Consider the following 25,085-nt stretch of genomic DNA (forward strand, 5'->3'; position numbering starts at 1 on the left):
TCTAATAATTTATTTTTCTCTTAGTCAAATTTAAAATTATTCCTGATAATATTGAAACACTTACAATTGAGGAGCCACCATAACTTAAAAATGGTAATGTCATTCCTGTAGTTGGAAATAATCTAATATTTACTCCTATATGAATTGTAGCCTGCATTAAAATTAAGCTAATACAGCCAATTAAGACTAATTTTATTTTTTCACTTTTTTCAAAATTAATTTTTTTAAAAACCATATAAATAAATACTAAAAACAATAATAATATTAATATTATGGCAACAACACCAAACTCCTCTGAAATTACCGATATAATGTAATCAGTATGTGCTTCTGGAACTCTATTTTTTAATACACCTTCTCCAATTCCCTTTCCAAAAAAACCACCACTAGTAATTGACTCAATTGCTTTTTCAGATTGAAAATTATGAGTACCAGCATCTCTATCAAAAAAAGAAAGTATTCTGCTTTGAATATAGTCAAACCTGGGAATATAAATGATCAAGTAAATCAAAAAACTTAATGCAAACAAAGAAAAACCTAAAAGAAAAAAAATATTAATACCTGAGGTAAAAATTAAAATAGCCCAAGAAAATATCACTAGCAAAGTTTGACCGATATCTGGTTGTATAATTAAAAGTAAAGAAACTATAGAGACTATAAAGATTGATATTAAATATTTAAAATAGAGATTGGAAATATTTTTGTTACAAAGAATGGTAGCTAATATTATAATTAAAAATGGTTTTAGTATTTCAATTGGTTGAAATCTTGGTAAAAAAAATAAATCTATCCATCTTTTTGACCCCTTAACTTCAGCACCAATTATTGGAACCAAAAATAATGAAGTTAATGAAACAAAAAAAAGAATTATCGAATATTTGAATAATTGGTCAGTACTAATTGAAGAAAAAACAAAAATAATAAATATTCCAATACAAATATAAATTAAGTGTTTAAAAAAAAAGAAATAACTGTTTGTATCTAATTTATCTGAGGCAATTAATGAAGTCGAGACTAGAGAAAAAAATAACCCAATCGCAAATAAAAGAGTTATAAGAAAGAAAATTGATTTATCTATATTTTTCCACCATTGATAATAAAATTTATATAAAAAGTTATCGTTTATCATTAATTATTTTTTTAACTAGTTTATTAAAATAAAGACCTCTATCTTCAAAATTTTTAAAACTATCAAATGATGCACCAGCTGGGCTAAAAAATATTATATTTTTTTGTAGTTTTTCTTTTTCAATAGCTAATAATATTTTTTTCAATACATCTTTTAAGTTTACAAAGTTTGTAACAAACATTTTATTTTTTAAATGCTTTTTGAATTCTTTATAATTATTACCAAATATAAAAGCCTTAAAATTTTCACAATTTTTTTTCGTTAATTTAAATTTATCATTCTTTTTAGGAATACCACCTAAAATCCAATAAACTTTATTAAAACTTTTAAGCAAATTTTCTGAAGATGCAAAGCTAGTTGACTTTGAGTCGTTTATTATAGTTAAATTTTTTTTTTCAAAAATTATTTGTTGCCGGTACTTTAACCCTTTAAAATTATTTAAAGTTCTAAATAATTTTTTATTATCTAATTTTAATATTTTTGAAATTTTCAAAATAAAAGAAAGATTTTCTTTATTTCCAAAAGATAAAAAATATTGATTTTTTAATTGATTAAAAATTTTATCATTTTTTAAGGTGTCTACTTTGATAATTTTTTGTTTAAATTTACCTTTCTTAATAACTTTACTTATTAATGGATCATTTTCTTTTACTAATGCAATAGATTTATTTGTTTGAGAATTTAATAATTTGAATTTAGCATTAACATAGTTTTTTAAATTTTTGTGTCTTTCTAAATGGTCAGGACTAATATTAAGTATTAGTGCATATTTTGAAGTAAATATTTTACTGTAATCTAATTGATAGGATGATGCCTCAATAACAAATACAGTTTTTTTAGTAATTTGTTTCTCAGATAAAACAGGATTGCCAATATTACCAATTAATCTTGAGTTATATTTTTGATCCATCAAAACTTCATGTAAAATTTGTGCAGAAGTTGATTTTCCGTTAGTTCCTGTAATAGCAATACTTTTATTTTTATAAAATGAGTAAAAAACGTCCAGGTCAGTAAAAATTTTAGAGAGGTTTTTTTTTAAGATGTTAGCTAATCTACAGTTAGAAATATCTATGCCTGGACTAATAATAATTTTATCAAATTTTATTTCAGATACTTCTTTTATATCTTTTAGTTTTTGATTTGATTTACACTTGATTTTTTTTTTAAATTATCATCAAACAAATAAACTTTGGCTTTGTTGTTTAAAAATTTATAAGAAGAAATACCACTTTTACCAAGTCCATAAATTAATATTTTTTTTCCTAAAAAAATATTTTTACTTTTTGTCATTACCTTAGTTTTAAAGTGGCTAGACCTATCATTGCTAAAATAATAGAAATAATCCAAAACCTAATTACAACAGTTGACTCTGGCCAACCTTTTTTTTCAAAATGATGGTGTATAGGTGCCATTCTAAAAATTCTTTTTCCAGTTAGTTTGAAAGAAATAACTTGAACGATTACTGAAATAGCCTCAAGAACAAATAGTCCACCTGTTATCGCTAATACGATTTCATGTTTTGTTATTATACCTACAGCTCCCAAAGAACCGCCAAGTGCTAGTGAACCTGTGTCACCCATAAAAATTTTTGCTGGTGGCGCATTAAACCATAAAAAACCTAAACAGGATCCAATTATAGCACCACAAAAAATTGAGACTTCACCCGTACCTTCAATGTAAGGTATCTGCAAATAGTCAGAAAAAACTATATTTCCAGTTACATAACTTATAAATGCAAAACAACCTGCAACTAGAATTACAGGCACAGTAGCCAATCCATCTAATCCGTCTGTTAAATTTACCGCATTAGATGACCCAACTATTACAAATACTGAGAAAGGAATAAAAAACCAACCGAGATTAATTATTAAGTTTTTAAAAAAAGGGAAATATAAATTAGTAATTTCTTGATAATCTACAAAATATATAAAAAAACTAATTCCTGAAATTGCTAAAATAATTTGTGATAATATTTTAAATTTAGATGAAATCCCTGACGAATTATCGTGTTGTATTTTTTTATAATCATCAAATGCACCAAGTAAACCAAATGAAATTGTAATATAAACGCAAAATAAAACACTTATATTAGATAGGTCCCCCCAACATAGAACTGAAACTAACAGTCCAAATAAGATAATTGCTCCTCCCATAGTTGGAGTACCAATTTTTTTGATTATATGGTCTTCTGGACCATCATTGCGAATAGGATTAACAATTTTTCTATTAGAAAAAAAATTAATAAAAGGTCCACCTATTAACAAAACAATAATGAGTGAAGTAAATAAAGATAATCCTGTTCTAAAAGTTATATATTTAAATACATTTAAAAAACCAAAAGTATCTACAAAATTTAATAAAAAATGATAAAGCATTTATTTTAAACCTTTCATACTATTTATCATCATATTGAATCCTGTGGCATTTGAAGCCTTTACCATAAGATAATCATTATTATTTAAATCATTTTTAATCAAATTAATAATCTCAGAATTATTATTTAATATTCCGCCTCTTTTTAATTTTGTAATTGAATTGTAAGTAAATAAAATTTTATGTCCCTTAACAAAGACTTTATCGATCTTTGTTCTATTAATTATTCTACCAATAGATTCATGAAGTTTTTTGGAGTATTTCCCAAGTTCTAACATATCACCTAATAATAAATATTTTTTTGATTTATTTGATTTAATTTTATCAAAGTTGAGAATAGCTGATTTAAGCGATAATGGATTTGAATTATAACTTTCGTCTATCAAATTTAAGAGTTTATTCTTGAGTCTAATTTTGGAAATATCTCCTCTACCATCTGGTGTTTTAAAATTATAAAAAATATTTTTATCAATTTTGGAAATATCTAAATAGATACTCATTACTGTCAGAGCAGACAGAATATTTAAGATATTATTTTGAAAATCATTTTTTAATGAAAAATGGGTTTTAATGTTATTTACTTTAATAGTTGCTTTATATTTTTTAGCCTCTTTTTTAATATTGATAAGTTTTATATTTGAATTTTTGTTTCTAATTCCAAATGATAAAATTTTTAAGTTTTTTTTAATAGCTATTTTTTTATGCATATTAAAAAAATTATCGTCTGCATTTAGAATTATAAAACCATCATCTTTTGTATTCTTAATTATTTCTGCTTTTGCTAATGCAATTTGGCTAATACTTTTAAAATTCTTAACATGCGCGTAACTAATATTCGTAATTACGCTCACATCAGGTTGAACAATTTTAGAAAGATGATCAATTTCCCCTTTTTTATCCATTCCAATTTCTAAAACTCCATAATTATCTTTTGAATTTAAGTTAAATAGACTTAAAGGAACACCATATTTATTATTATATGACTTAGGAGAAATACTTACTTTTGAAAGTTGTTTTAATGAATTTCCTAATAATTCTTTTAAAGTTGTTTTTCCACAACTACCTGTAATAGCTATGATTTTGGTATCTATATTTTGCCTGTAAATTTTTGAGATTTTTGTTAAAAATTTTAAAGTATCATTTACCCTTACTTGATTTTTTCTACTATTATTTTTATTAATTGTATTTACTATTGCAACTGATGCTTTTTTATTAAAAGCCTCACTTACAAATTTATTGCCATTATTTTTTTTTCCTTTAATTGCAAAAAAAATATCATTTTTTTTTATTTCTTTAGAATTAATTCTTGCATACTTTAAGGAAACTGCTGGAGATATTTTTTTTTCACCAGAAAGCTCATTAATTATATTTGCTTTCAAATTATTTGATAAAGTTATATTTTTTATTTTTATTGCATTGAGAATAATTTTTTTATCTGAAAAAAAGATTTTTTTCTCACCAATTTCCTGAACTGTTTCGTGACCTTTGCCAGCTACTAGTAAAATTTCTCCTATATTTAAATTGTCTATTGCTTTTGAAATTGCTCTTGCTCTACTTGTGAACTCAAAAACTTTTTGCTTTTTTATCCCTTTTTTAATGTCTTTTCTGATTTTGCTTGGTTGCTCCGATCTTGGATTATCATCTGTAAGATAGATTTTATCAGAATAAAGGTCTGCAATTTTACCCATTTTAGCTCTTTTATTCTGATCTCTATTACCCCCACACCCAAACACCAAAGAAACTTTGTGATCTGGAAATTGCTCTTTTAAATTTTTTAGACAAGTTTTTAAAGCATCAGGTGTATGCGCATAATCTAAAATTACTTTAGAATTATTTTTAATTTTACCAATTTTTTCAAACCTTCCATTTACAGATTTAATTCTTGGTATAACCTTAAGAATGTCTTTAATACTAATATTACTTTTTATTGCTGCAAGTGTTGCCATTAAAATATTTTTTAATTGAACTTTTCCTATTAAATTTAGTTTAATTTTGTATGTAGAATTATTGTATTTTATTCTTAATAATTGAGACTCACCTTCAAATTGATGAGATAGAAATTTAAAATTATTTTTTTCATCTAATAATGAAAAAAAATTTAAATTCTTTTTTGATGCTATTTTTTTTATCTGATTATATTCTGATATTTTTTCGTCAGTTATTATATTTCCATTTTTTTTAATTAATTTTTCAAATAAATAGAGTTTAGCCTTTAAGTAATCTTTAATATTATTGTGATAATCCATATGATCTTGGGATAAATTTGTAAATATTCCTGTATTAAAAGATAGCCCATCCAACCTATTTTGGCTTAAGCCATGACTGGAAGCTTCCATAATAACATTATTGATATTTTGCTTTTTTAGATTACTTAAAATTATACTCAATTGAATTGGATCTATTGTAGTATTTGATAAATCTTTTTTAAATTTTTTTGATTTAATTCCTAAAGTTCCAATTGAGGCAACTTTTTTTTTGTTTAAATCTAATATTTGATAATAGAAATCTGCAACAGATGATTTTCCATTAGTTCCTGTAACTGCAATAATATTATCAGGAATTTTTTTATTAATTTTAAAACATATTTCGGCTAATAATTTTCTTATATTATTTGATTGAATAAATAAAATACCGTTTTTTAACCCTTTAATTTTTTTTTCAGTAATGATTATTTTTGCACCATTAGAAATTGCAGATGGTATAAAATTATTACCATCGACTTTATTTCCTTTAATTGCAAAAAAAATATAATTTTTTTTTACTTGAGCGCTATCAAAGGAAATTCCTGAAAAAAAAAATTTTTTATAGGTAGCTTTAATATTTTGAAAATAATCACCAAGGAACATAATTAATTAATTTCTAGATATTTTGTGGCTAAAATAGGCCCAATTTTATCCATTATTTTTCCTGCTACCTCGACCGAAGTCCATCCTGCTGTATTATATAAAGTTCCCTTCCAACCACCTTTTCGATGTCTATATTTATAATAATAATCTTTTGCTTTTTGTGGTGTGTCCAACATTACAATGAATACAAATTGTGGATTTGATGTTGGAAATATTGAGGCAAAAGTGTTTATTTTTGCTTCAGAATAAAATCCATCTTTTGGCTGGTCTGCAGTTCCTGTTTTGCCGCCAATTTCATAGTTTGCAACATTTGCAAATTTTGCAGTGCCTTCTTCTGTATTAACTATTTTTCTTAAAACTGTAACGACTTGTTCTGAAACTCCCTTATTAAGCAATCTTTTACTTTTTTTATCATTTTTATCAATTAATGTTGGTTTAACATCATAACCACCATTTGATATTACCGCATAACCTTTTGCTAGCTGGAGAACTGTGGTTGCAACTCCATGACCAAATGAGACTGTTGCTAATTTACATTTTCCAAAATTATAGTTTTTTTGTGGAGCCACTTCATCAATATCAAAGTTAATTTGACTCAACACACCTATTTTTTCTAAAAAAGACTTATGTTTATTAGATCCAATTTTTTGACCTATTCTGACAGAACCAATATTTCCTGATCTAATTATAATCTCTTCAGCTGTTAAATCAGTTGGAATTTCATTATCATACTCTCCAATCCTATGTTTGTCACAGCTAATAGATTTAGGTAAATCTAAAAACTCAGTTTCTGGTTTTATTAAATTTTCATTTAATGCACTTGCAAATGTAAAAGGTTTGAAAACTGAACCTAGCTCGTAAGTTCCTTTGGTAACTCTATTAATGAAATTGACATCAGTTAAATTTTGTCTTTCATTTGGATTAAAATCTGGCAATGAAATAAGTGAAAGTATATGTCCATTATTTATATTCATTAATATAGCTGCACTACCTTTGCTTTTAAAAATTTCCTGATATTTGATTAATTCTTTTCGTATTAAAAACTGTACATCTTTATCAACTGTTAATTTTATATCTTTTTTTGATTTTCTTAAAATTTCATTAAAAGATTTTTCAAGGCCTGAAATTCCATTATTATCATCGTCTATTTGACCAATAATATGACTAAAAAGATTTTTTTGAGGGTACATTCTTAAAACCTTTTCCTCAGGTTTTATTGATTTGTCTCCAAGCTTCATTATCTTTTCATAATTCTCTTCTGAAATTTTCTTCTCTAAATAAAAATATTTTTTTTTATTTAGTTTTTTTTCAATTTTACTGAAATCTTTATCTGGAAAAATGATCTTCAAACTTAGTAAAAGTTTTTTCTTATCAATTACATCAGAAGTTTTTATACCTATATCAATTGATCTAACAGTTTTTGCTAAATAATTTCCATTAATATCCAAAATATCTGCTCTATAAAGTTTATCAATGACAACTGGAATATTTTCAGTTTTATCTACTTTAGATGAACGTGTACCTAAATGAATTAAGTGGATAGTGTAAATAAGGTAGATAATAAAAAAAATAAAAAAAATAAAAGCTACTCTATTAAATTGGATGTTCAAGTTTGTTTCATTTTTTTTATAAATAAAATTATTTTTATAGTCTTCAATAATTATTTTTGATCTAGTTTGTTTCATTTTTCTTTTGTTATCTTCAAATCTTGAATTTTTTTGTCCTTATTTTTAAAATTAAAAACTTTTATATTTGCAATATTTTTTTGAACCAAATCATCTTCAAAAAATTGAGATTGAAATTCTAGCAATTTTTCTGAAGAACTTAGATAATCATGTTCCAATTTTATTTTTTCAAATTCAGAGCTTAAAATTCTTAAATTTTCCTTTACTGTAAATATTTCATCTTCATTTTTTTTTGCTGAATTTTTAATAATTGCTGTTGATAGAATTAACAAAAATATAACAAATATTAGACCAACCTTTTTCAAAGTTTGTCCCCATAATTTTCTATTTCAATTAAATTTTTAAATTGGTCTAAAATATCAGTTTCAAAATCATAAAAATCAGTTTTCTTTTTTACATATCTAAGTTTTGCAGAGCGCGAAGGTAAATTCTCCTTTATTTCTTTTTTAGAGGGAATAATTGCCTTTTTTTCAATTAATTCAAACAAAGTTTCAGCTTGTTCCATGACTGGAACATATCTAGATATGCTTTTTTTTTCAGAAAGGCTTTTAAAAAAATATTTTACAATCTTATCTTCTAATGAATGAAAAGTAACAACAACTAACAATCCGTCTTTTTTTAAAACTTTGGCTGCATTAATAAGTCCATAAATTAACTCACTAATCTCCTTATTAACCAAAATTCTTAAAGCCTGAAAAACTTTAGTGGCACTATGTACTTTAAAATTTTTTTTTCTTTTTGTCTTTTCTATGATTTTAACAAGAGTTTGAGTGTCTATTTTATTCTTTAATCTTTCTTTAATAATACTTCTTGCAATAAATTTGCTTTCTTTTTCTTCTCCAAAAAATTTAAATACTTTGTCTAATTCTTTTTCATCTAATTTATTTATTGCATCTTCAGCTGAAAAATTATTTAAACCCATCTTCATATTCAAATTTCCACTTGACTCAAAAGACAAACCTTTTTTGGGATCTTTTATTTGGGTATAAGAATATCCAAGATCAAAAATTACACTTTTTATATCTTCATTTTTGAGTTTTAGATTAGTTAATTGACTAAATTTTAAATTTTTGAATAAAAATCTATCATCAAACTTTTCTTTTACTTGGCTAGCAATTTTTTCACTCTCTATATCTCGATCTAAAGCAATTACTTTTGTATCATTAAAATCAAGAATTTTTTTTGAATATCCACCTTGACCAAAAGTACAGTCAATAAATGTGCCACCATATTGAGGGGTAATAATGCTAATAATTTCTTTTAGCAGTACCGGATAATGCTTTTGCATTTTTGGTACTATGGTGGCGTCCATTTATTCTTTTAAAGACCATTAATTTTTTTGTCTTCTTAGGAATGCTGGTATCTCAAGATCATCCTCTTCTTCTTCACTTGAGGACAATAAACCTTCAGTGCTTGAATTATCAGTTTCTGAACTGAATAAATCTGGTGCTTCTGAGTCAACACCAAACTCTTTCAGATCATTAGAAACATCTTCTTCAATACTTTGTTCTAATATTTCTTCTTGATCTGTTTCTATGGCTTCTTGAGTGAATGATTTCTCCATTTCATTTATAGAACTATCTTCAACAATACTTTCAGTTTCAAGAGTGCTAGAATGCAATGCTTGTTCATTTGTTACATTCGAATTTAAATGTCCTTCATCTTGTTCTTGAACAATTTCATTCTCAAGCTTTAGTGCATTTGCGCCATGAGTAACTGGATTTGAGATTGAATTAGAGAAGTTAAAAGAAGCAGATGATCCCATATTTGTGAAATCTGAGTATCCTGGATTTCTGTTTTGAATACGGTGAACCATATTTATTACAGATTTTGTTTCAGGCTGTTGTCCATCCAAAGATGTAGCAACTATTGAAACTCTCATTTTGCCATCAAGTTCTGAGTCAGTAATTGCTCCTATGATTAACTCTGCCTCAGGATCAACTTCAGCTCTAACTTTGTTTACAGCTTCATCAACTTCAAAAAGTTTCAGATCTTTACCACCAGTAATATTAATTAATAATCCTTTGGCTCCTTTTAAAGTATAGTCATCAATTAATGGATTACTAACTGCCATCTCTGCAGCCTTAATAGCTCTTCCTTCACCCTCTGCCTCACCTGTTCCCATCATTGCTTTGCCCATTGATGCCATAACTGTTTCAACATCTGCAAAATCAAGATTAATTAAACCTGGTCTTACCATTAGATCGGTTATGCTTTGAACACCATGCATTAATACATTATTTGAAAGATTAAAAGACTCTTCAAAAGTCGTTTGTTCATTTGCAATTTTAAACAAGTTTTGATTTGGAATGACAATAATCGTATCCACATGTTTTCTTAATTCCTCCAAACCTTGTTGTGCTCTTCTCATTCTAGAGGGGCCTTCATATAAAAATGGAAGAGTTACAACGCCGACAGTTAAGATATTTAATTCTTTAGCAGCTCTTGCGATGACATGGGCAGCACCAGTGCCCGTTCCACCACCCATACCAGCTGCAATAAAAACCATATTTGCACCTTGAAGTGTATTTACTATTTCATTTAAAGACTCGTCAGCAGCTGCTTGGCCAATATCAAGTTTTGCACCAGCTCCTAAACCTTTTGTTAAATTTAGTCCTATTTGAATTCTTGCTTTTGCTTTGCTTAACTTTAAATCTTGTGCATCAGTGTTGACAGCAATAAATTCTACCCCTTGTAGATTATTTTCTATCATTTCATTAATTGCATTTCCACCTGCTCCACCTACTCCTAGTACTAATAGTCGTGGTTGTAATTCTTTTATCTCTGGTGCTTTAAAGTTAATTGTCATCTTATTTCCCCTCGTTGTTGTTTAAATGTTTTTCCCATTTAAGACTTGCTCGATTTAAATTTGCTTTTTTTCTTGCAGTTGTCTTAAATTTCTCAAATGCTGTTGGCTCCCATATTTGAAAGGTTTGACCCTGACCAACAAACAACATGCTGTTTTTAATTTTTGCATGTTTTAATAATTTTGTTGAAAGTGAAATTCTACCTTCGCTATCAAATTGCAAATTTGTACTTTCCGATAATATTGATGTTGCAAAATAATCTCTTTTTTCCTCAAAAGGATTTAGAGAATCAATTGCAGAAGAAATTTTTTCAATTCTATCTTGAGAACATGCTTCTATTGAAGAATTATTAAAAGATGGATAACAGATAACTCCATTGTAACCCATATTTGACAAATGTGATCTGAAACTAGCAGGCACTGAAACCCTTCCCTTTTTGTCCAATTTGTTCTCGTAAGTAGATAAAAACATATATTTTTAAATTTATAAATTCCATAATTGGGAATATATGGGAATATATGGGCAAATAGATATGGTGTCAAACAATGATTTTAAGTTGATTTTCAACGATAGTAATCACTTTTTAACTATCAAAAATAATTATGGTTTTAAATTATTAAACCTTATTGCGATACATCATTTAATAGAAAAAAAAGAACAAAATTGATTCAATAATGAATCAAAACGTGAACATTTGATTAATTAAAAGTCTAGCTTGTGGATAATTTTGCTAGATAAACTATAAGCCGGGTTCTGTCATTTAAATCTATCATTTGTCTAGGCTTAAAATCACTCTTAAGCTCAAGCAACTAACCCTGATGACTAGCCAAGGATGGCTTTTAGTTTTTCAACAATGTCATCTCTACTTAGTCTTGCTCCCAGTGGGGTTTTCCAGCGTTCATTGTTACCAATAGAACCGGTGTGCTCTTACCACACCTTTTCACCCTTGCCATGTTATGGCGGTTTATTTTCTGTGGCACTATCCCTAGGGTTACCCCCGCCAGGTATTATCTGGCACTGTATCCTTGTGGAGCCCGGACTTTCCTCTTTAATAAATTAAAGCGATAAATCATTTATCTAGCATGTTCAATTTAATACCAATATCTAAAACTACAAGTAAATAATTATTTAACTAAATTTTTGCTTATAATTAAACATTCTTGATCTGCTATCCCGTTTACAAGATCTTGTCTAAACCTTCTTTGAAAAGCTTTTATTAAAATTTTTTTACATTGAATCCCTTTAAATTTGAAATTTTTAAAGTTTTTTTCTGAATATCCAATTTTTAATATATTTTTATAAAATAACATTTTTTCTAAATCATTAATTTTTAAAGTTCTGTATCCAATTAATTTTTTTTTATCTAAATTGTGCCAAAGTCCAATTCTATTTTTAAATAAAAATTCCCAAGGAAATTTTTCTCCCGGATCTTTCTTTCTATTTGGGGCAATATCTGAATGTCCTAAAATATTCTGTGGTTTAATCTTATATTTCTTTATTAAAAATTTAGACAATGATAAAATAGATTTAATCTGTTTTTTTGAGAAATTTTTATACTTAGAATTATGACCTGGATTACTTATTTCAATTCCAATCGAATTTTTATTTAATGATTGATAATTTTTCCAAAATGAAACTCCTGCATGCCATGAGATATAAAGTTCTGGAACTAAAGTAATTATTTCACCATTATTTTTTATTAAATAATGAGAACTAACTTCTGATTTAATGTCTATTAATCTATTGATTGCCTCTGACTCTTTTTTCATTCCTGTATAATGGTAAATTAAAAATTTTATTAGCTTCGAATCTCTTTTTTTCTCATCAAAGTTTGGTGAATAATTTAAAATTGTTTTAAAACTCATTTTGGTTGTAAATTTATGCTATTTTTTGGACATTTTATTGACAATTTTTATAAATAAATCTTAATTTACTTTAAATAATTATATATTATAAAAGCTCTAATGTTTAAAAAATTAATATTAATCTGTTCATCAGTCATATTGATTGTATTTAATGTAAATGCTGCATCCGATGGTGAGTTAATTTTAAAAAAGAACCAACCAGCTGAAGTTAAGGATTGCTTTGAAAATTTAAACAGAGTCACTTTTAAATTTAATCAAGCTTTGGATGGCGTAATATTTCAACCCGTTGCTAGTGTGTATAAAAAATTACCTACACCAGTAAGAAATGGTGTTGGGAATTCTCTAGACAATATATCTAACTTGGTAACTATTCCTAACAATATTCTTCAAGGAGATTTTAATAAAGCAGGTATAAACACCGGTAGGTTTGTAATTAATACGACTATTGGAATATTGGGTTTAATAGATGTTGCGCAACACATTGGGTTATCAGAATATGTAAAAGAAGACTATGGTCAATCGCTTGCAAAACTTGGTGTTGGGCCTGGGTGCTACCTAGTGCTTCCAGTTTTAGGTCCAAGCACTGTTAGAGATACCGCAGCTTCTTTTGTTAATGTTTTAGGCGGAGATGCCTGGTACAACGTTACTGTAAAAAATGATACACAGCACTTCAGTGATGTTGATTATTACTCTTCAAGACTAACCTCTGGAATTAATTTTAGAGCGAAAAATTTTGACTTTATTGAAAATTTAGAAAAAAATTCTTTAGATTTTTATGCGTCAGTGAAAAGTTTATATTTACAAGATAGACAACAAAAAATTCTAAATACTAATGCTATTATCGATACCCAAGATGATAGTGATTGGGAAGAAATAGAAAATCAATAAATCAATTAAAAAATAATGAGCATTAAAAAAGTATTTGCTTTAATTATTCTTTTCTCTCTAAACTTTAATAGTATTCAAGCAATAGAACCTGATGTTTTTGTTCAATCAACTGTAAATAGAGCATCTCAAATTTTATCAGAAAATATTTCTAAAAAAGATAAAATGGACAAACTAGAAATTATTGCAAAAGAAACAGTGGATATTAGGGGTATTGGGTTTTATTCATTAGGATCAGCTAGGAAAGCTTTAAATGAAGATCAGAAAAAAAAGTACTCAGAACTATTTGAGAAATATTTTTTAAAAAGCTTTTCAAGTAGATTAGCTGAATATACCAATCCTGAAATTGAAGTTAATAATAAAGAAGTCCTAAATAAGAATTATACCATTGTCAACAGCTTGCTTTTAGGAACATCCGAAAGACCTGAAGTGAAAATTGATTGGAGAATTTATACGAAAGATCCCAACAATCCTCTTATTAGAGATTTAATCATAGAAGGTTTAAGTTTAGCAAGAACTCAAAAAGAGGAATTTTCCTCAATATTAAATTCTAATGATGGAGATATAAATATTCTTTTCAAAACATTAGAAAAGTTTTCAAAAAACTAGCAAGTGAAAAATAGTATTTGGTGGGCCCGCCAGGACTCGAACCTGGGACCAATACATTATGAGTGTACTGCTCTAACCAACTGAGCTACAGGCCCAAAACTAAGGTTGATTATATCATTTTTCACAAGTTATCAATTAAAGATAATCATTAAATGGTGGGCCGTGTTGGTTACGCTCCAACTACCCCTGCAATGTCAATGCAGTACTCTACTATTGAGCTAACGGCCCAGTAAGTTTAACTTTCTAAGAAACTTTTTAGTTGTTTAGATCGGCTTGGGTGTTTTAGTTTTCTAAGAGCTTTTGCTTCTATTTGTCTAATCCGTTCTCTAGTTACAGAAAATTGAAGACCAACTTCTTCTAGAGTGTGATCAGTATTCATCCCAACACCAAATCTCATTCTTAAAACTCTTTCCTCTCTTGGAGTTAAAGTAGATAAAATTTTAGTTGTTGCTTCACCTAAATTTGATTTAATTGCCTGTTCTAGTGGGGCTAGAGCTTTAGTATCCTCAATAAAATCTCCCAAACTACTATCTTCCTCGTCACCAACTGGTTTTTCTAGTGACACAGGTTCTTTGGAAATTTTTAATACTTTTCTGACTTTATCTAATGGCATTCTAAGTTTTTGAGCTAACTCTTCAGGAGTTGCCTCTCTGCCAAACTCACTTAAAATTAATCTCTGTGTTCTTACAATTTTATTTATTGTTTCAATCATATGAACTGGAATTCTGATAGTTCTTGCTTGGTCAGCAATTGATCTAGTGATAGCTTGTCTAATCCACCATGTAGCATATGTTGAAAATTTATATCCTCTTCGATATTCAAATTTATCTACAGCTTTCATCAAACCAATATTACCTTCTTGAATTAAATCTAAAAACTGAAGACCTCTATTAGTGTATTTTTTAGCAATAGAGATTACTAATCTTAAATTAGCTTCAACCATTTCTTTTTTTGCAATTCTAGACTCTTTTTCACCCTTTTGAACACGACTAACTAATTTTTTAAAATCTGTTACAGAAATTCCTAATTTATGACTTATTTCAATTAATCTTTCTCTAATATTTTTAAACTCTTCTTTGTTTTTAGAGAAAAATTGTTTCCAAACAGAATTGGTATCTAAAAATTTTTTTAGATTTGGGTTAATTTCATTACCTATATAAAACTTAATAAACTCGTTTCTAGGAATATTATGGTCCATTGCTAATCTTAAAAGATTACCCTCTAAAGATATTATCTTTTTGTTTTCTACATAATGTTTTTGAACAAGATCTTCTAATACTGAGGGTGACAATTGAAGAGATTTAATATTTTCTAAAATATCATCAATAATTTTTTGATATCCTTTTTCTTTTGCAGGAGAAAATTTTTGAGAATTTAGAACACATTCTAGTTTTTCTTTTTGATATTTAATTAATTTTGTATACTCTTTAGTTAAAATGTTAATTGTTTTTAAAACTTTTGGTTTAATTTCAGTTTCCATTGCAGCAAGTGTAGGATTAAAATCATCATCATCATCACCACTAGATCCTTCTTCTTTATCTGTCTCCCCGGCATTTTTTTGTTTCGCACTGGGACCAGTGGACTCATCTTCCATATAATTTGTATCGATATCTATAATTTCTCTAACTAAAATTTCGTCCTTTTGTAATTGATCATTCCATTCATTAAATTGTTGTGCTGTCATTGGACTTTGAGAAAGAGCAATTAACATTACATCTTTTCCTGCTTCTATTCTTTTGGCAATTGCAATTTCACCCTCTCTTGAAAGTAATTCAACTCCACCCATCTCACGTAAATACATTCTGATAGGATCATCACTTTTCTCAATTGTTTTACCTTCGTCTTTAGAAGAACCTTCTTTTTTTCTTAAGACTTTGAAATCAGCTTTCTTTTCTACTAAGGCAACACCTTCGTCTAAAATATGAATAAAGGCTTGTGATAAATTTTCATCTGAAAGATTTCTTTTTCCAAGTGATTTATTTAATTCTTCGTAAGTTATGAATCCTCTATGGGTACCTCGACCCATCAATCTAGCAAATGATTTAGTAATAATTCTTTCCACAGCAATATAAGTTTGAAAGTCTTATATAATATCAAATTAGCAAAAATCCATTGCTAAATTGATCAGATTAATTGATTTTTCTCTCGTTTTTCAGCTCTTTTAGCTCATTGAATGTTGATTCACTCATATCTTTTGAGAACTTCAATTCTAACTCTTGGATTCTAAACTCAAGGTCATAATTAAATAGATCTTTTGAAATATCATCTAGCAACTCTATCACTTGGTTATCATCATCAGGCTTATTTTTTAGAATATGTTTAATCGGTGCAAACTTATTAATCTTATCCAATAACTGTTTGTCTAAATTTAAATCCTCAATATTTATTTGTTCACCTGATTTTAATCTTTCAATAGTTGAGGTAAATATCTGCTTATTTATCTCAGTAAATAACTTAATATTTTCTATTAAATGAATGTTGGCTTGAAATAGAGATAAATTATTTAAAATTAAATATAGTAAAGAAAATTCTTTTAGCTCTACCCCACTCACAGATTGGCTTTCATTGAAATGTTTTTTAGTAGTCTCTAAGGATTTAGTTTTTTTAACAAAAAACTTTTTCTTATTTTGATTAGAATGTGGTGTTAATTCTGCTATTTTTTCTAAAAAATATTCAAGCACATACTTTTTAATAAAATCATCTTTAATTGTATTTGCTATAGATCTAAGCTTTTTTTCAAATATTGCCATTGAAGAAGGGTTGTTTTCAGTTTGTTTTTTATAATGGCTGAAAATAAATTGATGTATGGAAAGTTTACTTTGTCTGGTAAAATCTACAAAATAGTTTTTACCATGTTTGTTAACATAACTATCAGGATCTTCTTTATCTGGTAAAAATAAAAAAGATATTTGTTTTTCAGGTCTTAATTCTTTAATAGAATTTTCTGCAGCTCTAACAGCAGCTTTATAGCCACTTTCATCTCCATCAAAGCAAATTATAATGTCATCAAAGAACTGGTTTAAAGTTAAAATTTGTTTATCTGTTAATGATGTACCTAAATTTGCAACAACATTTTCAATTCCATTTTTACTTAAACCAACAACATCCATATAACCTTCAACTAAATAAATGTGATCCACCTTGTTAGATAATTTTCTAGCTGAGTCTAAATTATATAAATTTGAACCTTTTTTAAAAAAATTAGTTTCTGGTGAATTGATGTATTTTGCTAAGTAATCTAATTTTTCTATTATTCTTCCACCTAGGGCAATGGGTTGACCAGAGATATTATTTATTGGAAAAATTAATCTTCCTCTAAATCTTTCAACATACGTATTCTTTTTTTCGTCTAAATAGAATAAGCCACTTTCAACTAAAGTTTGTTCACTAAATTCATTTTTTAATTTTTCAAAAAAACTTGGGTTTTTATCAATAAATCCCATTTTAAATTTTTTAACTTCTTCTTTACCTAAAGATCTGTTTTTTAAATAATCCCTAGCATTTGAATATCTTTCATTTTTTAATAATTCACTGTGATAAAAATCAACGTACTGACTATAAATTGATAAATACTCTTTCCATTTTTTCTCTCTTTCTTCATCTTGTTTTGAAAACATATATGGCTGCATACCTGCTAGTTGAGCTAGATGTTTTACTGCTTCGCCAAATTTAAAATTTTGGGTTTTCATTACAAAGTCAAAGATATTTCCATGCTCTGATGTTGCGAAACAATGGTAAAATTCTTTTTCATCATTGACGGTAAAAGAGGGAGTTTTTTCTGTTTTAAAAGGAGACAAGCCAACATATTCTTTGCCTCTTTTTTTTAAAGCAACTGACTTTGATACAACTGTTGAAACTTTGAGCCTTGTTTTAATTTCATCAAGATACTCTTTTGGGTATTTCATTAACTATTTAATAATTCCTTAATTAGAGGACCTGCTTTTGCAAAATCAATTTCATCAGCATGTGTTTTTTTTAGCTCTCCCATTACCTTGCCCATATCTTTAACAGAACTTGCTCCAAGTTTTGAAATAACATCAGCACATATTTTTTTCGTTTCTTCTTCACCAAGTTGTTTGGGTAAAAAACCTGATAAAATTTCAAGTTCATTTTGTTCAACTTCTAAAAGATCTGTCCTGTTATTTTTCTTATAAATATCTATCGATTCGGCTCTTTGCTTGACCATTTTTTTTAAAAGCTTCTTAATATCCTCGTCATCCGTGTCCTTTTTGTTAGGACCTGATCTGTTCACAATGTCTAAATCTTTAATAGAAGATAATATTAACCTATAGGTTGATATTTTAGTTTTCTCTTTAGCTTTTAAAGCGTTTTTATATTCAGTTTCGATTGTTTCTTTTAATGCCATAATTTTTTTAATCTACTGCAAAGAAAAAATTCTTCAAAAGAAAAATTGTTTTTTTACAATTTTATAATACATCTCTGTTGCGATAATAATGCATTTATTGTATTAACCTTTAACTCATGAGTTGTAATTGACCAAAAAAGCAAAAAAAACTAACTCAAAAAATTCACAAATTCATACAGGCATTTTAGTTCTTGAAAACAAGAAGGTTTTTAAAGGAATTGGAATTGGTTACCAAGGTAATGCTACCGGAGAAGTCTGCTTTAATACATCGCTAACAGGATACCAAGAAATTATATCTGATCCCTCTTATGCTGGACAAATTATAAACTTTACTTTCCCTCATATTGGAAATGTTGGAACTAATAAAGAAGATCACGAGTCTGATAAAATATGGACTAAAGGAGTAGTGTTTAATTCAGAGATAACTTCTCCTTCAAACTATAGATCTTTTCAACATTTAGATGCCTGGCTTAAGAAGAACAAAATAGTTGGAATTACAGGTTTGGATACCAGAAGTTTAACCAATTTTATTAGAGATAAAGGTGCTCCAAAAGGAACTATTGCTTATTCTAAAACTGGTAAATTTAATATCAGTAAATTAACTAACTCAACAATTAAATGGAGTGGATTAAAAAATCTTGATCTTGCAGAAAAAGTTACAACACCAAAAAACTATATTTGGAAGGGTCTTAAAACTTGGAAAAAAGAAACAGGCTTCATTAAAAATAATAAAAATTCATTTCATGTGGTTGCAATTGATTATGGAATAAAGAAAAATATTCTAAGGTATTTTTCTGACTTTAATTGCAAAGTAACTGTTGTTTCATGCAAAACACCCTCTGATAAAATTTTAGCTCTTAAACCAAACGGTATATTTTTATCCAATGGTCCAGGTGATCCTGCGGCAACTGGTAAATATGCAATCAATATACTTAAAGATTTAATTAAAAAAAATTTACCGATATTTGGTATTTGTTTAGGCCATCAAATACTAGCTCTCACCCTTGGGGCTAAGACTAAAAAGATGAAATTAGGTCATAGAGGAGCAAACCATCCGGTTAAAAACTTAATTCATGATAATGTTGAAATCACTAGTCAAAATCATGGCTTTGAAGTTATCAAAGAAAATTTACCAAAGAATATTGAAGTCACTCATAAGTCTTTATTTGATAACAGTATTGAGGGTATCAGATTAAAAAACAAACCAATATTTTCAGTTCAATATCACCCTGAATCTAACCCTGGACCACAAGACAGTGTTTATTTATTTCAAGAATTTATTAACAACATGAAAAAAAATGCCAAAAAGAAAAGATCTTAAAAAAATATTAGTAGTTGGAGCGGGTCCAATTATCATTGGCCAGGCTTGTGAGTTTGACTATTCAGGTACACAGGCTTGCAAAGCATTAAGAGATGAGGGTTATAAAGTTGTGCTTATTAACTCAAATCCAGCAACGATAATGACTGATCCTGATGTTGCAGATAAAACTTATATAGAACCTATTACTTTAGAGATTTTAGAAAAAATTCTTAAAAAAGAAAAGCCAGATGCAATTCTTCCAACCATGGGGGGTCAAACTGCTCTGAACCTTGCAATGGAGGCTGAGAAAAAGGGAATTCTTAAAAAATATAAAATAGAACTTATTGGAGCTAACTCTAAAGCGATTTCAAATGCAGAGGATAGAAAAAAATTTAGAAAAAACATGATCGATATAGGTTTAGATTTACCAAAATCTGAAATCGTCAATAACATCAACCAAGCTTCAAAAGTTTTAAAGAAAATAGGATTACCAGCAATTATTAGACCTGCATTCACTCTTGGAGGTCTTGGAGGTGGAATTGCAAAAAATCAAAAAGATTATTTAAAAATTATTAAAAGTGGATTGCACGAGTCCCCTGTGAGCCAAGTTCTAGTTGAAGAATGCCTAGAGGGTTGGAAAGAATTTGAGATGGAAGTTGTAAGAGATAAAAAAGACAACTGTATTATTATTTGTTCAATTGAAAATATTGATCCAATGGGAATTCATACCGGAGACTCGGTTACTGTCGCCCCTGCTCTTACTTTAACGGATAAAGAATACCAAGTAATGAGAAATGCATCCATTGCCTGTCTTAGAAAAATTGGGGTTGAGACCGGTGGATCCAATGTTCAATTTGCAATCAATCCTAAAAATGGACGAATGGTTGTAATTGAAATGAATCCAAGGGTATCCCGTTCATCAGCCCTTGCATCAAAAGCAACAGGTTTTCCTATTGCAAAAGTTGCAGCAAAACTTGCGGTTGGCTACACATTAGATGAATTAAAAAATGAAATCACAAAAGTAACTCCTGCATCATTTGAACCTAGTATTGATTATGTGGTAACAAAAATTCCAAGATTTACCTTTGAAAAGTTTTCAACGTCTCCAGCAACCTTAGGTACTTCGATGAAATCTGTTGGGGAAGCAATGGCAATTGGTAGAAACTTTAAAGAGTCGCTTCAAAAAGCACTAGTTTCACTTGAGACAGGATTTTCAGGTTTAGATAGAATATTTGATCTAAACAAAAAACAAATTGAAAAAAAACTTAAAGAAAGTATTCCAAATAAAATTCTTCTTGTTGCAGAAGCGATTAGAAAAAAAATCAATTTAGAGAGAATATTTACTTTATCTAAAATTGATCCATGGTTTTTAGAACAAATTAAAGAAATTGTAGATAATGAAACTAAGATTAAAAACAAAGGATTGCCTAAAGACTATAATGAATTTAACCGAATAAAATCAATTGGTTTTTCAGATAAAAAATTATCAGAATTAACAAAAACTTCTGAGGATATCGTTAGACGAAAAAGAACTGCCCTTAAAATACTACCTGTATTTAAAAAGGTTGATACTTGCGCTGCTGAATTTAAATCTTTCACTCCTTACATGTATTCAACATATCAGCGAAATTTTTCAATTAATTCAGAGTGTGAAGCTGATCCATCTGCTAAGAAAAAGATTATAATATTAGGTGGTGGACCTAATAGAATAGGACAAGGAATAGAGTTCGATTATTGCTGTTGTCAGGCTAGTTTTGCCCTGAAAGACGCAGGATATGAGACCATTATGATCAACTGTAATCCTGAAACAGTATCAACTGATTATGATACTAGTGACCGATTATATTTTGAACCCTTAAAAGAAGAGTACGTCTTTAATATAATTAAAAAAGAAAAAGAAAAAGGAAACCTAATTGGTATTATCGCTCAATTTGGTGGCCAAACTCCAATTAAACTTGCTAAATTTTTACACGATAACAAACTTCCAATTTTAGGAACACAGTACACATCGATTGATTTAGCTGAAGATAGAGATCTGTTTAGAAATCTTCTTAATAAATTAAAGTTAAAACAAGCTGAAAGTGGAATTGCCAAAACATTTAAGCAAGCTATTCAAATAGCAGAAAAGATTGGTTTGCCCTTAATGGTTAGACCTTCATATGTATTAGGGGGAAGAGCAATGGAAATTGTTCATGAAAAAAGTCAGCTTAAAAACTTTGTTGAAGAAGCTTTTAAAGCAGCTGAAGAAAACCCAATTTTAATTGATAAATTTATTGATCATGCAATGGAAGTTGATGTCGATGCAATATCTGATGGAAAAAAAGTCCATATAGCAGGTATCATGCAGCATATTGAAGAAGCTGGAATTCATTCAGGGGATTCTGCGTGCAGCCTCCCTCCAGTATCAATTAAGCCATATTTGATTAAAGAAATTGAAAATCAAACTAAGAAATTAGCTTTAGCTTTAAACGTTAAAGGTTTTATGAATATTCAATTTGCAATTAAAAAAGATGAGATTTATGTAATCGAAGTAAATCCTAGAGCTAGTAGAACGGTACCGTTTGTATCAAAAGCAAAAGGTCTGCCGCTTGCTAAAATTGCATCTAGAGTGATGGCTGGTGAAAAATTATCTAAGTTTAATTTAAAAGATAAATCTAAAGGTATGTATGCAGTTAAAGAAGCTGTGTTTCCTTTTAACAAATTTCCAAACAGTGATTTACTTCTAGGGCCTGAAATGAAATCAACAGGTGAAGTAATGGGATTTGACAAAAATTTTGGTATGGCATTTGCCAAAAGTCAAATTGGTGCTGCAAATTCATTACCAAAACAAGGATTAGCATTCGTATCCTTAAAAGATTCTCACAAAGATGAAGGAATAGATCTTGCAAAAGAATTAATTAAATTAAATTTCACGCTATGTGCAACTAAAGGTACTGCAGAATATTTTAGAAAGTATAAAATTAAATGTAGAATTATTAATAAAGTAAGTAGTGGATCTCCTCATATCGTAGATGTCTTAGATTCAAAAAAAATAGCTCTTGTGATTAATACGGGTGGTGGAAATAGTGAACATAGATTAAATGATGCAATAGCCCTTAGAAGAGCAACATTAAAAAATAAAGTTCCATATTGTACCAACATGTCTACTGCTCAAGCATGTCTACAGGCTATTAAATCTCTTAAAACTAAGAAATTAGAAGTAACTGCTCTTCAAGATATTTAAATTCAAATTAAAAAAACCTATTTTGGACATATTACAATCTTCAAAATAAAGTTTTTATTAAATATTTAGAAATTAAGAAATTAAATTTTTTATTGATGATTTAAAAAAAATTAATATTTTATCGTCATGATACATGGAGATAATGCCAAAATTTTATCATTTCCAAAATTTAAAATTATAAAGCACGAAAAATTAAAAGTTAAAAATTACAAAGGGTTTAATTTAATAAATATAACACCTGATTTAAAAAAAATATCTCAAAAAATAATTAATAGAAAATTATTTTCATATTTAGATTATTACAAAAATTTAGCGAGCCTGCATGGTTATGATTTCATTTTATATGATGAAATTAAAAAAGATAAAAAAATATCAAGAAATTTATTAAATTTTAGAAAAAAAAATAAACACATTTCATACCTTGAAAATAGATGTCAACCTTTTGCAAAACAAGATGATAAAACTTTAATTTTAGCAACAAATATAGATAAAAAATTAATAGATTTTTTATTGTCAGAATATCAAAAGGATCAAATAAAAATTGTATTAACAACACCTAGAGACTTAAAATTATTTTCTCAAAGAATATATAAAAAATCTGATACCAATAATGCATCTGAATTACTTCATGATAGAGATCCCAAACTATCTGCAAAAAAAGTTTTTTCCTTAAAGCTTAAAATTATTTTATTGTCATTAATTGGAACGTTAGTCACCTGTGGCTACAAATATCCAGCTGAGACCTCTTTTTGTTTTGCCTTTTTTTGTACATGTATTTTTTTAATAAATTCATCATTTAGGGTTTGGCTTTTTGTAGTAGCTGTTTATCTAAAAATTAAAAATAGATATAAAAAGGAAATTCCTATTTTAAGACAAAATAATCTCCCAACTTACTCGATATTAATTCCTATTTTTAAAGAAACTGAAGTTTTAAAAAAACTGATCAAAAACATATCTGCATTAAAATATCCCAAAAAAAAGCTTGATGTAAAATTAATCTTTGAAGAAGATGATGTGGAGACTATTGCATTAGCAAAAAAATTAAATCCGCCTCATTTTTTTGAATTCATTATTGTTCCCAAAAGTTATCCGCAAACAAAACCTAAGGCATGTAATTATGCTTTACCATTTTGTCGGGGTGAATATGTTTGTATTTATGATGCTGAAGATAAACCTGAGACAGACCAATTATTAAAAGCTGTAGCTAAATTTAGATCTTTGCCTGATGATTATGTTTGCTTACAAGCATCTCTTAATTATTACAATCAAGGTTATAATTATTTAACTCGATTATTTTCATTAGAATATGCTCAATGGTTTGATTGGTTTTTACCTGGTTTAAATAAATTTAATTCTCCAATTCCTTTAGGGGGAACATCTAATCATTTTAAAAGAAAAAAATTATACGAACTTTATAATTGGGATTCGTACAATGTAACTGAAGATGCGGATCTAGGTATTCGTATTTATCAAAATAGATTAAAGACAACACTTTTAGACTCTACCACATGGGAAGAAGCAACTGGCACTAAGAGTTCATGGATTAAACAAAGAACAAGATGGATTAAAGGACACATGATAACTGTCCTTATTCATAATAGAAATCCATTTAAATTTTTATGGAGAACTGGTTTAAGGGGATTTGCAGGATTTCATTTATTTTTAACATTACCATTAATAAACTTCTTAATTAATCCCTTTGCTATTTTACAAGGATTTTTCTTGCTTACATCACCTGATTATTCAAGCTGGGTGGGGTTTGGAGATGATTTATTAACATATTTTATTTATGGAATACTTTTATACAATTTATCTAATATTTTTATGTCAATGGTAGCAGGTATAAATAGAAAATTTAGTAAATTATATTTTATCTTACCGCTAGTTCCTATTTATTGGATGTTGCATAGTTATGCAGCTTTCATCGGACTTTTTGAAATAATAACCAAGCCACATTATTGGGCCAAAACTACACATGGTAAATATTTAACTTAAAT

The 25,085-nt window shown here is 27.9% G+C and carries 19 protein-coding genes, 2 tRNA genes and 1 other RNA gene; 5 read left to right on the plus strand and 17 right to left on the minus strand.

Going from position 1 to position 25,085, the window contains the following annotated elements:
• Position 1: 1 nt before the first annotated feature.
• From ACIJYB_RS05660 to ACIJYB_RS05715, 12 genes are all read right to left on the minus strand, one after another.
• Complete coding sequence (locus ACIJYB_RS05660; RefSeq protein WP_435150471.1) at positions 2 to 1,129, minus strand: FtsW/RodA/SpoVE family cell cycle protein; 1,128 nt, start codon at positions 1,127 to 1,129, stop codon at positions 2 to 4.
• Positions 1,116 to 2,285, minus strand: a complete 1,170-nt coding sequence (gene murD, locus ACIJYB_RS05665; RefSeq protein WP_435152551.1) for a UDP-N-acetylmuramoyl-L-alanine--D-glutamate ligase — start codon at positions 2,283 to 2,285, stop codon at positions 1,116 to 1,118. Before murD ends, ACIJYB_RS05660 begins: the two co-directional genes overlap by 14 nt.
• Positions 2,258 to 2,419 carry a hypothetical protein gene (locus ACIJYB_RS05670; protein WP_435150473.1) on the minus strand — a complete coding sequence of 54 codons (162 nt, stop codon included), beginning with the start codon at positions 2,417 to 2,419 and terminating at the stop codon, positions 2,258 to 2,260. Before ACIJYB_RS05670 ends, murD begins: the two co-directional genes overlap by 28 nt.
• The gene (mraY, locus tag ACIJYB_RS05675; protein WP_435150474.1) at positions 2,419 to 3,504 is read right to left on the minus strand and encodes a phospho-N-acetylmuramoyl-pentapeptide-transferase; all 1,086 of its coding nucleotides are present in this window, start codon (positions 3,502 to 3,504) and stop codon (positions 2,419 to 2,421) included. The genes ACIJYB_RS05670 and mraY overlap by 1 nt, the downstream gene beginning before the upstream one ends.
• The gene (locus tag ACIJYB_RS05680; RefSeq protein ID WP_435150476.1) at positions 3,505 to 6,348 is read right to left on the minus strand and encodes a UDP-N-acetylmuramoyl-L-alanyl-D-glutamate--2,6-diaminopimelate ligase; all 2,844 of its coding nucleotides are present in this window, start codon (positions 6,346 to 6,348) and stop codon (positions 3,505 to 3,507) included.
• 2 nt (positions 6,349 to 6,350) lie between these two features.
• Positions 6,351 to 8,033, minus strand: coding sequence for a peptidoglycan D,D-transpeptidase FtsI family protein (locus ACIJYB_RS05685; protein ID WP_435150477.1), 1,683 nt, complete (start codon positions 8,031 to 8,033; stop codon positions 6,351 to 6,353).
• A complete protein-coding gene (locus ACIJYB_RS05690) occupies positions 8,030 to 8,338 on the minus strand; it encodes a cell division protein FtsL (protein WP_435150479.1) in 309 nt (102 codons plus the stop codon). The genes ACIJYB_RS05685 and ACIJYB_RS05690 overlap by 4 nt, the downstream gene beginning before the upstream one ends.
• On the minus strand, positions 8,335 to 9,345 hold the full coding sequence (rsmH, locus tag ACIJYB_RS05695; RefSeq protein ID WP_435150481.1) for a 16S rRNA (cytosine(1402)-N(4))-methyltransferase RsmH: 1,011 nt from the start codon (positions 9,343 to 9,345) through the stop codon (positions 8,335 to 8,337). Before rsmH ends, ACIJYB_RS05690 begins: the two co-directional genes overlap by 4 nt.
• A gap of 18 nt (positions 9,346 to 9,363) precedes the next feature.
• Positions 9,364 to 10,842 (minus strand): cell division protein FtsZ, encoded by a 1,479-nt coding sequence (gene ftsZ / locus ACIJYB_RS05700; RefSeq protein WP_435150483.1) that lies wholly within the window; start codon positions 10,840 to 10,842, stop codon positions 9,364 to 9,366.
• Between the two features lies 1 nt (position 10,843).
• Complete coding sequence (gene mraZ, locus ACIJYB_RS05705) at positions 10,844 to 11,311, minus strand: division/cell wall cluster transcriptional repressor MraZ (RefSeq protein WP_435150485.1); 468 nt, start codon at positions 11,309 to 11,311, stop codon at positions 10,844 to 10,846.
• Positions 11,312 to 11,566: 255 nt separating this feature from the next.
• Positions 11,567 to 11,921, minus strand: an RNA gene (gene rnpB / locus ACIJYB_RS05710) — RNase P RNA component class A.
• A 43-nt stretch (positions 11,922 to 11,964) separates the two neighbouring features.
• The gene (locus ACIJYB_RS05715) at positions 11,965 to 12,705 is read right to left on the minus strand and encodes an N-acetylmuramoyl-L-alanine amidase (protein ID WP_435150487.1); all 741 of its coding nucleotides are present in this window, start codon (positions 12,703 to 12,705) and stop codon (positions 11,965 to 11,967) included.
• 99 nt (positions 12,706 to 12,804) lie between these two features.
• Here ACIJYB_RS05715 and ACIJYB_RS05720 point away from each other — a divergent pair, with 99 nt between their 5' ends.
• Together ACIJYB_RS05720 and ACIJYB_RS05725 are read left to right on the plus strand one after the other, a co-directional pair.
• Positions 12,805 to 13,593, plus strand: a complete 789-nt coding sequence (locus ACIJYB_RS05720; RefSeq protein ID WP_435150489.1) for an MlaA family lipoprotein — start codon at positions 12,805 to 12,807, stop codon at positions 13,591 to 13,593.
• A 15-nt stretch (positions 13,594 to 13,608) separates the two neighbouring features.
• On the plus strand, positions 13,609 to 14,199 hold the full coding sequence (locus ACIJYB_RS05725) for an MlaC/ttg2D family ABC transporter substrate-binding protein (protein ID WP_435150491.1): 591 nt from the start codon (positions 13,609 to 13,611) through the stop codon (positions 14,197 to 14,199).
• A gap of 18 nt (positions 14,200 to 14,217) precedes the next feature.
• Here ACIJYB_RS05725 and ACIJYB_RS05730 read toward each other — a convergent pair.
• The 5 genes from ACIJYB_RS05730 to ACIJYB_RS05750 all read right to left on the minus strand — a co-directional run bounded on the left by ACIJYB_RS05730 (position 14,218) and on the right by ACIJYB_RS05750 (position 18,565).
• Positions 14,218 to 14,294 (minus strand) — tRNA-Ile (locus ACIJYB_RS05730).
• Between the two features lie 58 nt (positions 14,295 to 14,352).
• Positions 14,353 to 14,427: transfer RNA gene (locus tag ACIJYB_RS05735), tRNA-Val, on the minus strand.
• Positions 14,428 to 14,434: 7 nt separating this feature from the next.
• Positions 14,435 to 16,261 (minus strand): RNA polymerase sigma factor RpoD, encoded by a 1,827-nt coding sequence (rpoD, locus tag ACIJYB_RS05740; RefSeq protein ID WP_435150492.1) that lies wholly within the window; start codon positions 16,259 to 16,261, stop codon positions 14,435 to 14,437.
• Between the two features lie 67 nt (positions 16,262 to 16,328).
• Entirely contained in the window at positions 16,329 to 18,104 is a 1,776-nt protein-coding gene (gene dnaG, locus ACIJYB_RS05745; protein ID WP_435150493.1) for a DNA primase, read from the minus strand.
• Entirely contained in the window at positions 18,104 to 18,565 is a 462-nt protein-coding gene (locus tag ACIJYB_RS05750; protein WP_435150494.1) for a GatB/YqeY domain-containing protein, read from the minus strand. Before ACIJYB_RS05750 ends, dnaG begins: the two co-directional genes overlap by 1 nt.
• Positions 18,566 to 18,692: 127 nt before the next feature.
• Between ACIJYB_RS05750 and carA the strand changes: the two genes are divergently transcribed.
• The 3 genes from carA (at position 18,693) to ACIJYB_RS05765 (ending at position 25,083) form a co-directional block, all read left to right on the plus strand.
• Positions 18,693 to 19,886, plus strand: coding sequence for a glutamine-hydrolyzing carbamoyl-phosphate synthase small subunit (gene carA, locus ACIJYB_RS05755; protein ID WP_435150496.1), 1,194 nt, complete (start codon positions 18,693 to 18,695; stop codon positions 19,884 to 19,886).
• Positions 19,864 to 23,088: a carbamoyl-phosphate synthase large subunit gene (gene carB, locus ACIJYB_RS05760; protein ID WP_435150498.1), complete on the plus strand. Its 3,225-nt coding sequence runs from the start codon at positions 19,864 to 19,866 to the stop codon at positions 23,086 to 23,088. The genes carA and carB overlap by 23 nt, the downstream gene beginning before the upstream one ends.
• Positions 23,089 to 23,214: 126 nt before the next feature.
• Positions 23,215 to 25,083, plus strand: a complete 1,869-nt coding sequence (locus ACIJYB_RS05765) for a glycosyltransferase family 2 protein (protein WP_435150500.1) — start codon at positions 23,215 to 23,217, stop codon at positions 25,081 to 25,083.
• Positions 25,084 to 25,085 lie beyond the last annotated feature (2 nt).

Source organism: Candidatus Pelagibacter bacterium nBUS_44, from assembly GCF_051200895.1.
Lineage (GTDB): Bacteria > Pseudomonadota > Alphaproteobacteria > Pelagibacterales > Pelagibacteraceae > Pelagibacter.

What these genes read in the sequence shown, in the direction of transcription:
- ACIJYB_RS05660 (WP_435150471.1), bottom strand. Translation starts at nt 1,129, where the DNA reads ATGATAAACGATAACTTTTTATATAAATTTTATTATCAATGGTGGAAA.
- ACIJYB_RS05670 (WP_435150473.1), bottom strand. Translation starts at nt 2,419, where the DNA reads ATGACAAAAAGTAAAAATATTTTTTTAGGAAAAAAAATATTAATTTAT.
- mraY (WP_435150474.1), bottom strand. Translation starts at nt 3,504, where the DNA reads ATGCTTTATCATTTTTTATTAAATTTTGTAGATACTTTTGGTTTTTTA.
- ACIJYB_RS05680 (WP_435150476.1), bottom strand. Translation starts at nt 6,348, where the DNA reads ATGTTCCTTGGTGATTATTTTCAAAATATTAAAGCTACCTATAAAAAA.
- ACIJYB_RS05685 (WP_435150477.1), bottom strand. Translation starts at nt 8,033, where the DNA reads ATGAAACAAACTAGATCAAAAATAATTATTGAAGACTATAAAAATAAT.
- rsmH (WP_435150481.1), bottom strand. Translation starts at nt 9,345, where the DNA reads ATGGACGCCACCATAGTACCAAAAATGCAAAAGCATTATCCGGTACTG.
- ftsZ (WP_435150483.1), bottom strand. Translation starts at nt 10,842, where the DNA reads ATGACAATTAACTTTAAAGCACCAGAGATAAAAGAATTACAACCACGA.
- mraZ (WP_435150485.1), bottom strand. Translation starts at nt 11,311, where the DNA reads ATGTTTTTATCTACTTACGAGAACAAATTGGACAAAAAGGGAAGGGTT.
- ACIJYB_RS05715 (WP_435150487.1), bottom strand. Translation starts at nt 12,705, where the DNA reads ATGAGTTTTAAAACAATTTTAAATTATTCACCAAACTTTGATGAGAAA.
- ACIJYB_RS05720 (WP_435150489.1), top strand. Translation starts at nt 12,805, where the DNA reads ATGTTTAAAAAATTAATATTAATCTGTTCATCAGTCATATTGATTGTA.
- ACIJYB_RS05725 (WP_435150491.1), top strand. Translation starts at nt 13,609, where the DNA reads ATGAGCATTAAAAAAGTATTTGCTTTAATTATTCTTTTCTCTCTAAAC.
- dnaG (WP_435150493.1), bottom strand. Translation starts at nt 18,104, where the DNA reads ATGAAATACCCAAAAGAGTATCTTGATGAAATTAAAACAAGGCTCAAA.
- ACIJYB_RS05750 (WP_435150494.1), bottom strand. Translation starts at nt 18,565, where the DNA reads ATGGCATTAAAAGAAACAATCGAAACTGAATATAAAAACGCTTTAAAA.
- carB (WP_435150498.1), top strand. Translation starts at nt 19,864, where the DNA reads ATGCCAAAAAGAAAAGATCTTAAAAAAATATTAGTAGTTGGAGCGGGT.
- ACIJYB_RS05765 (WP_435150500.1), top strand. Translation starts at nt 23,215, where the DNA reads ATGATACATGGAGATAATGCCAAAATTTTATCATTTCCAAAATTTAAA.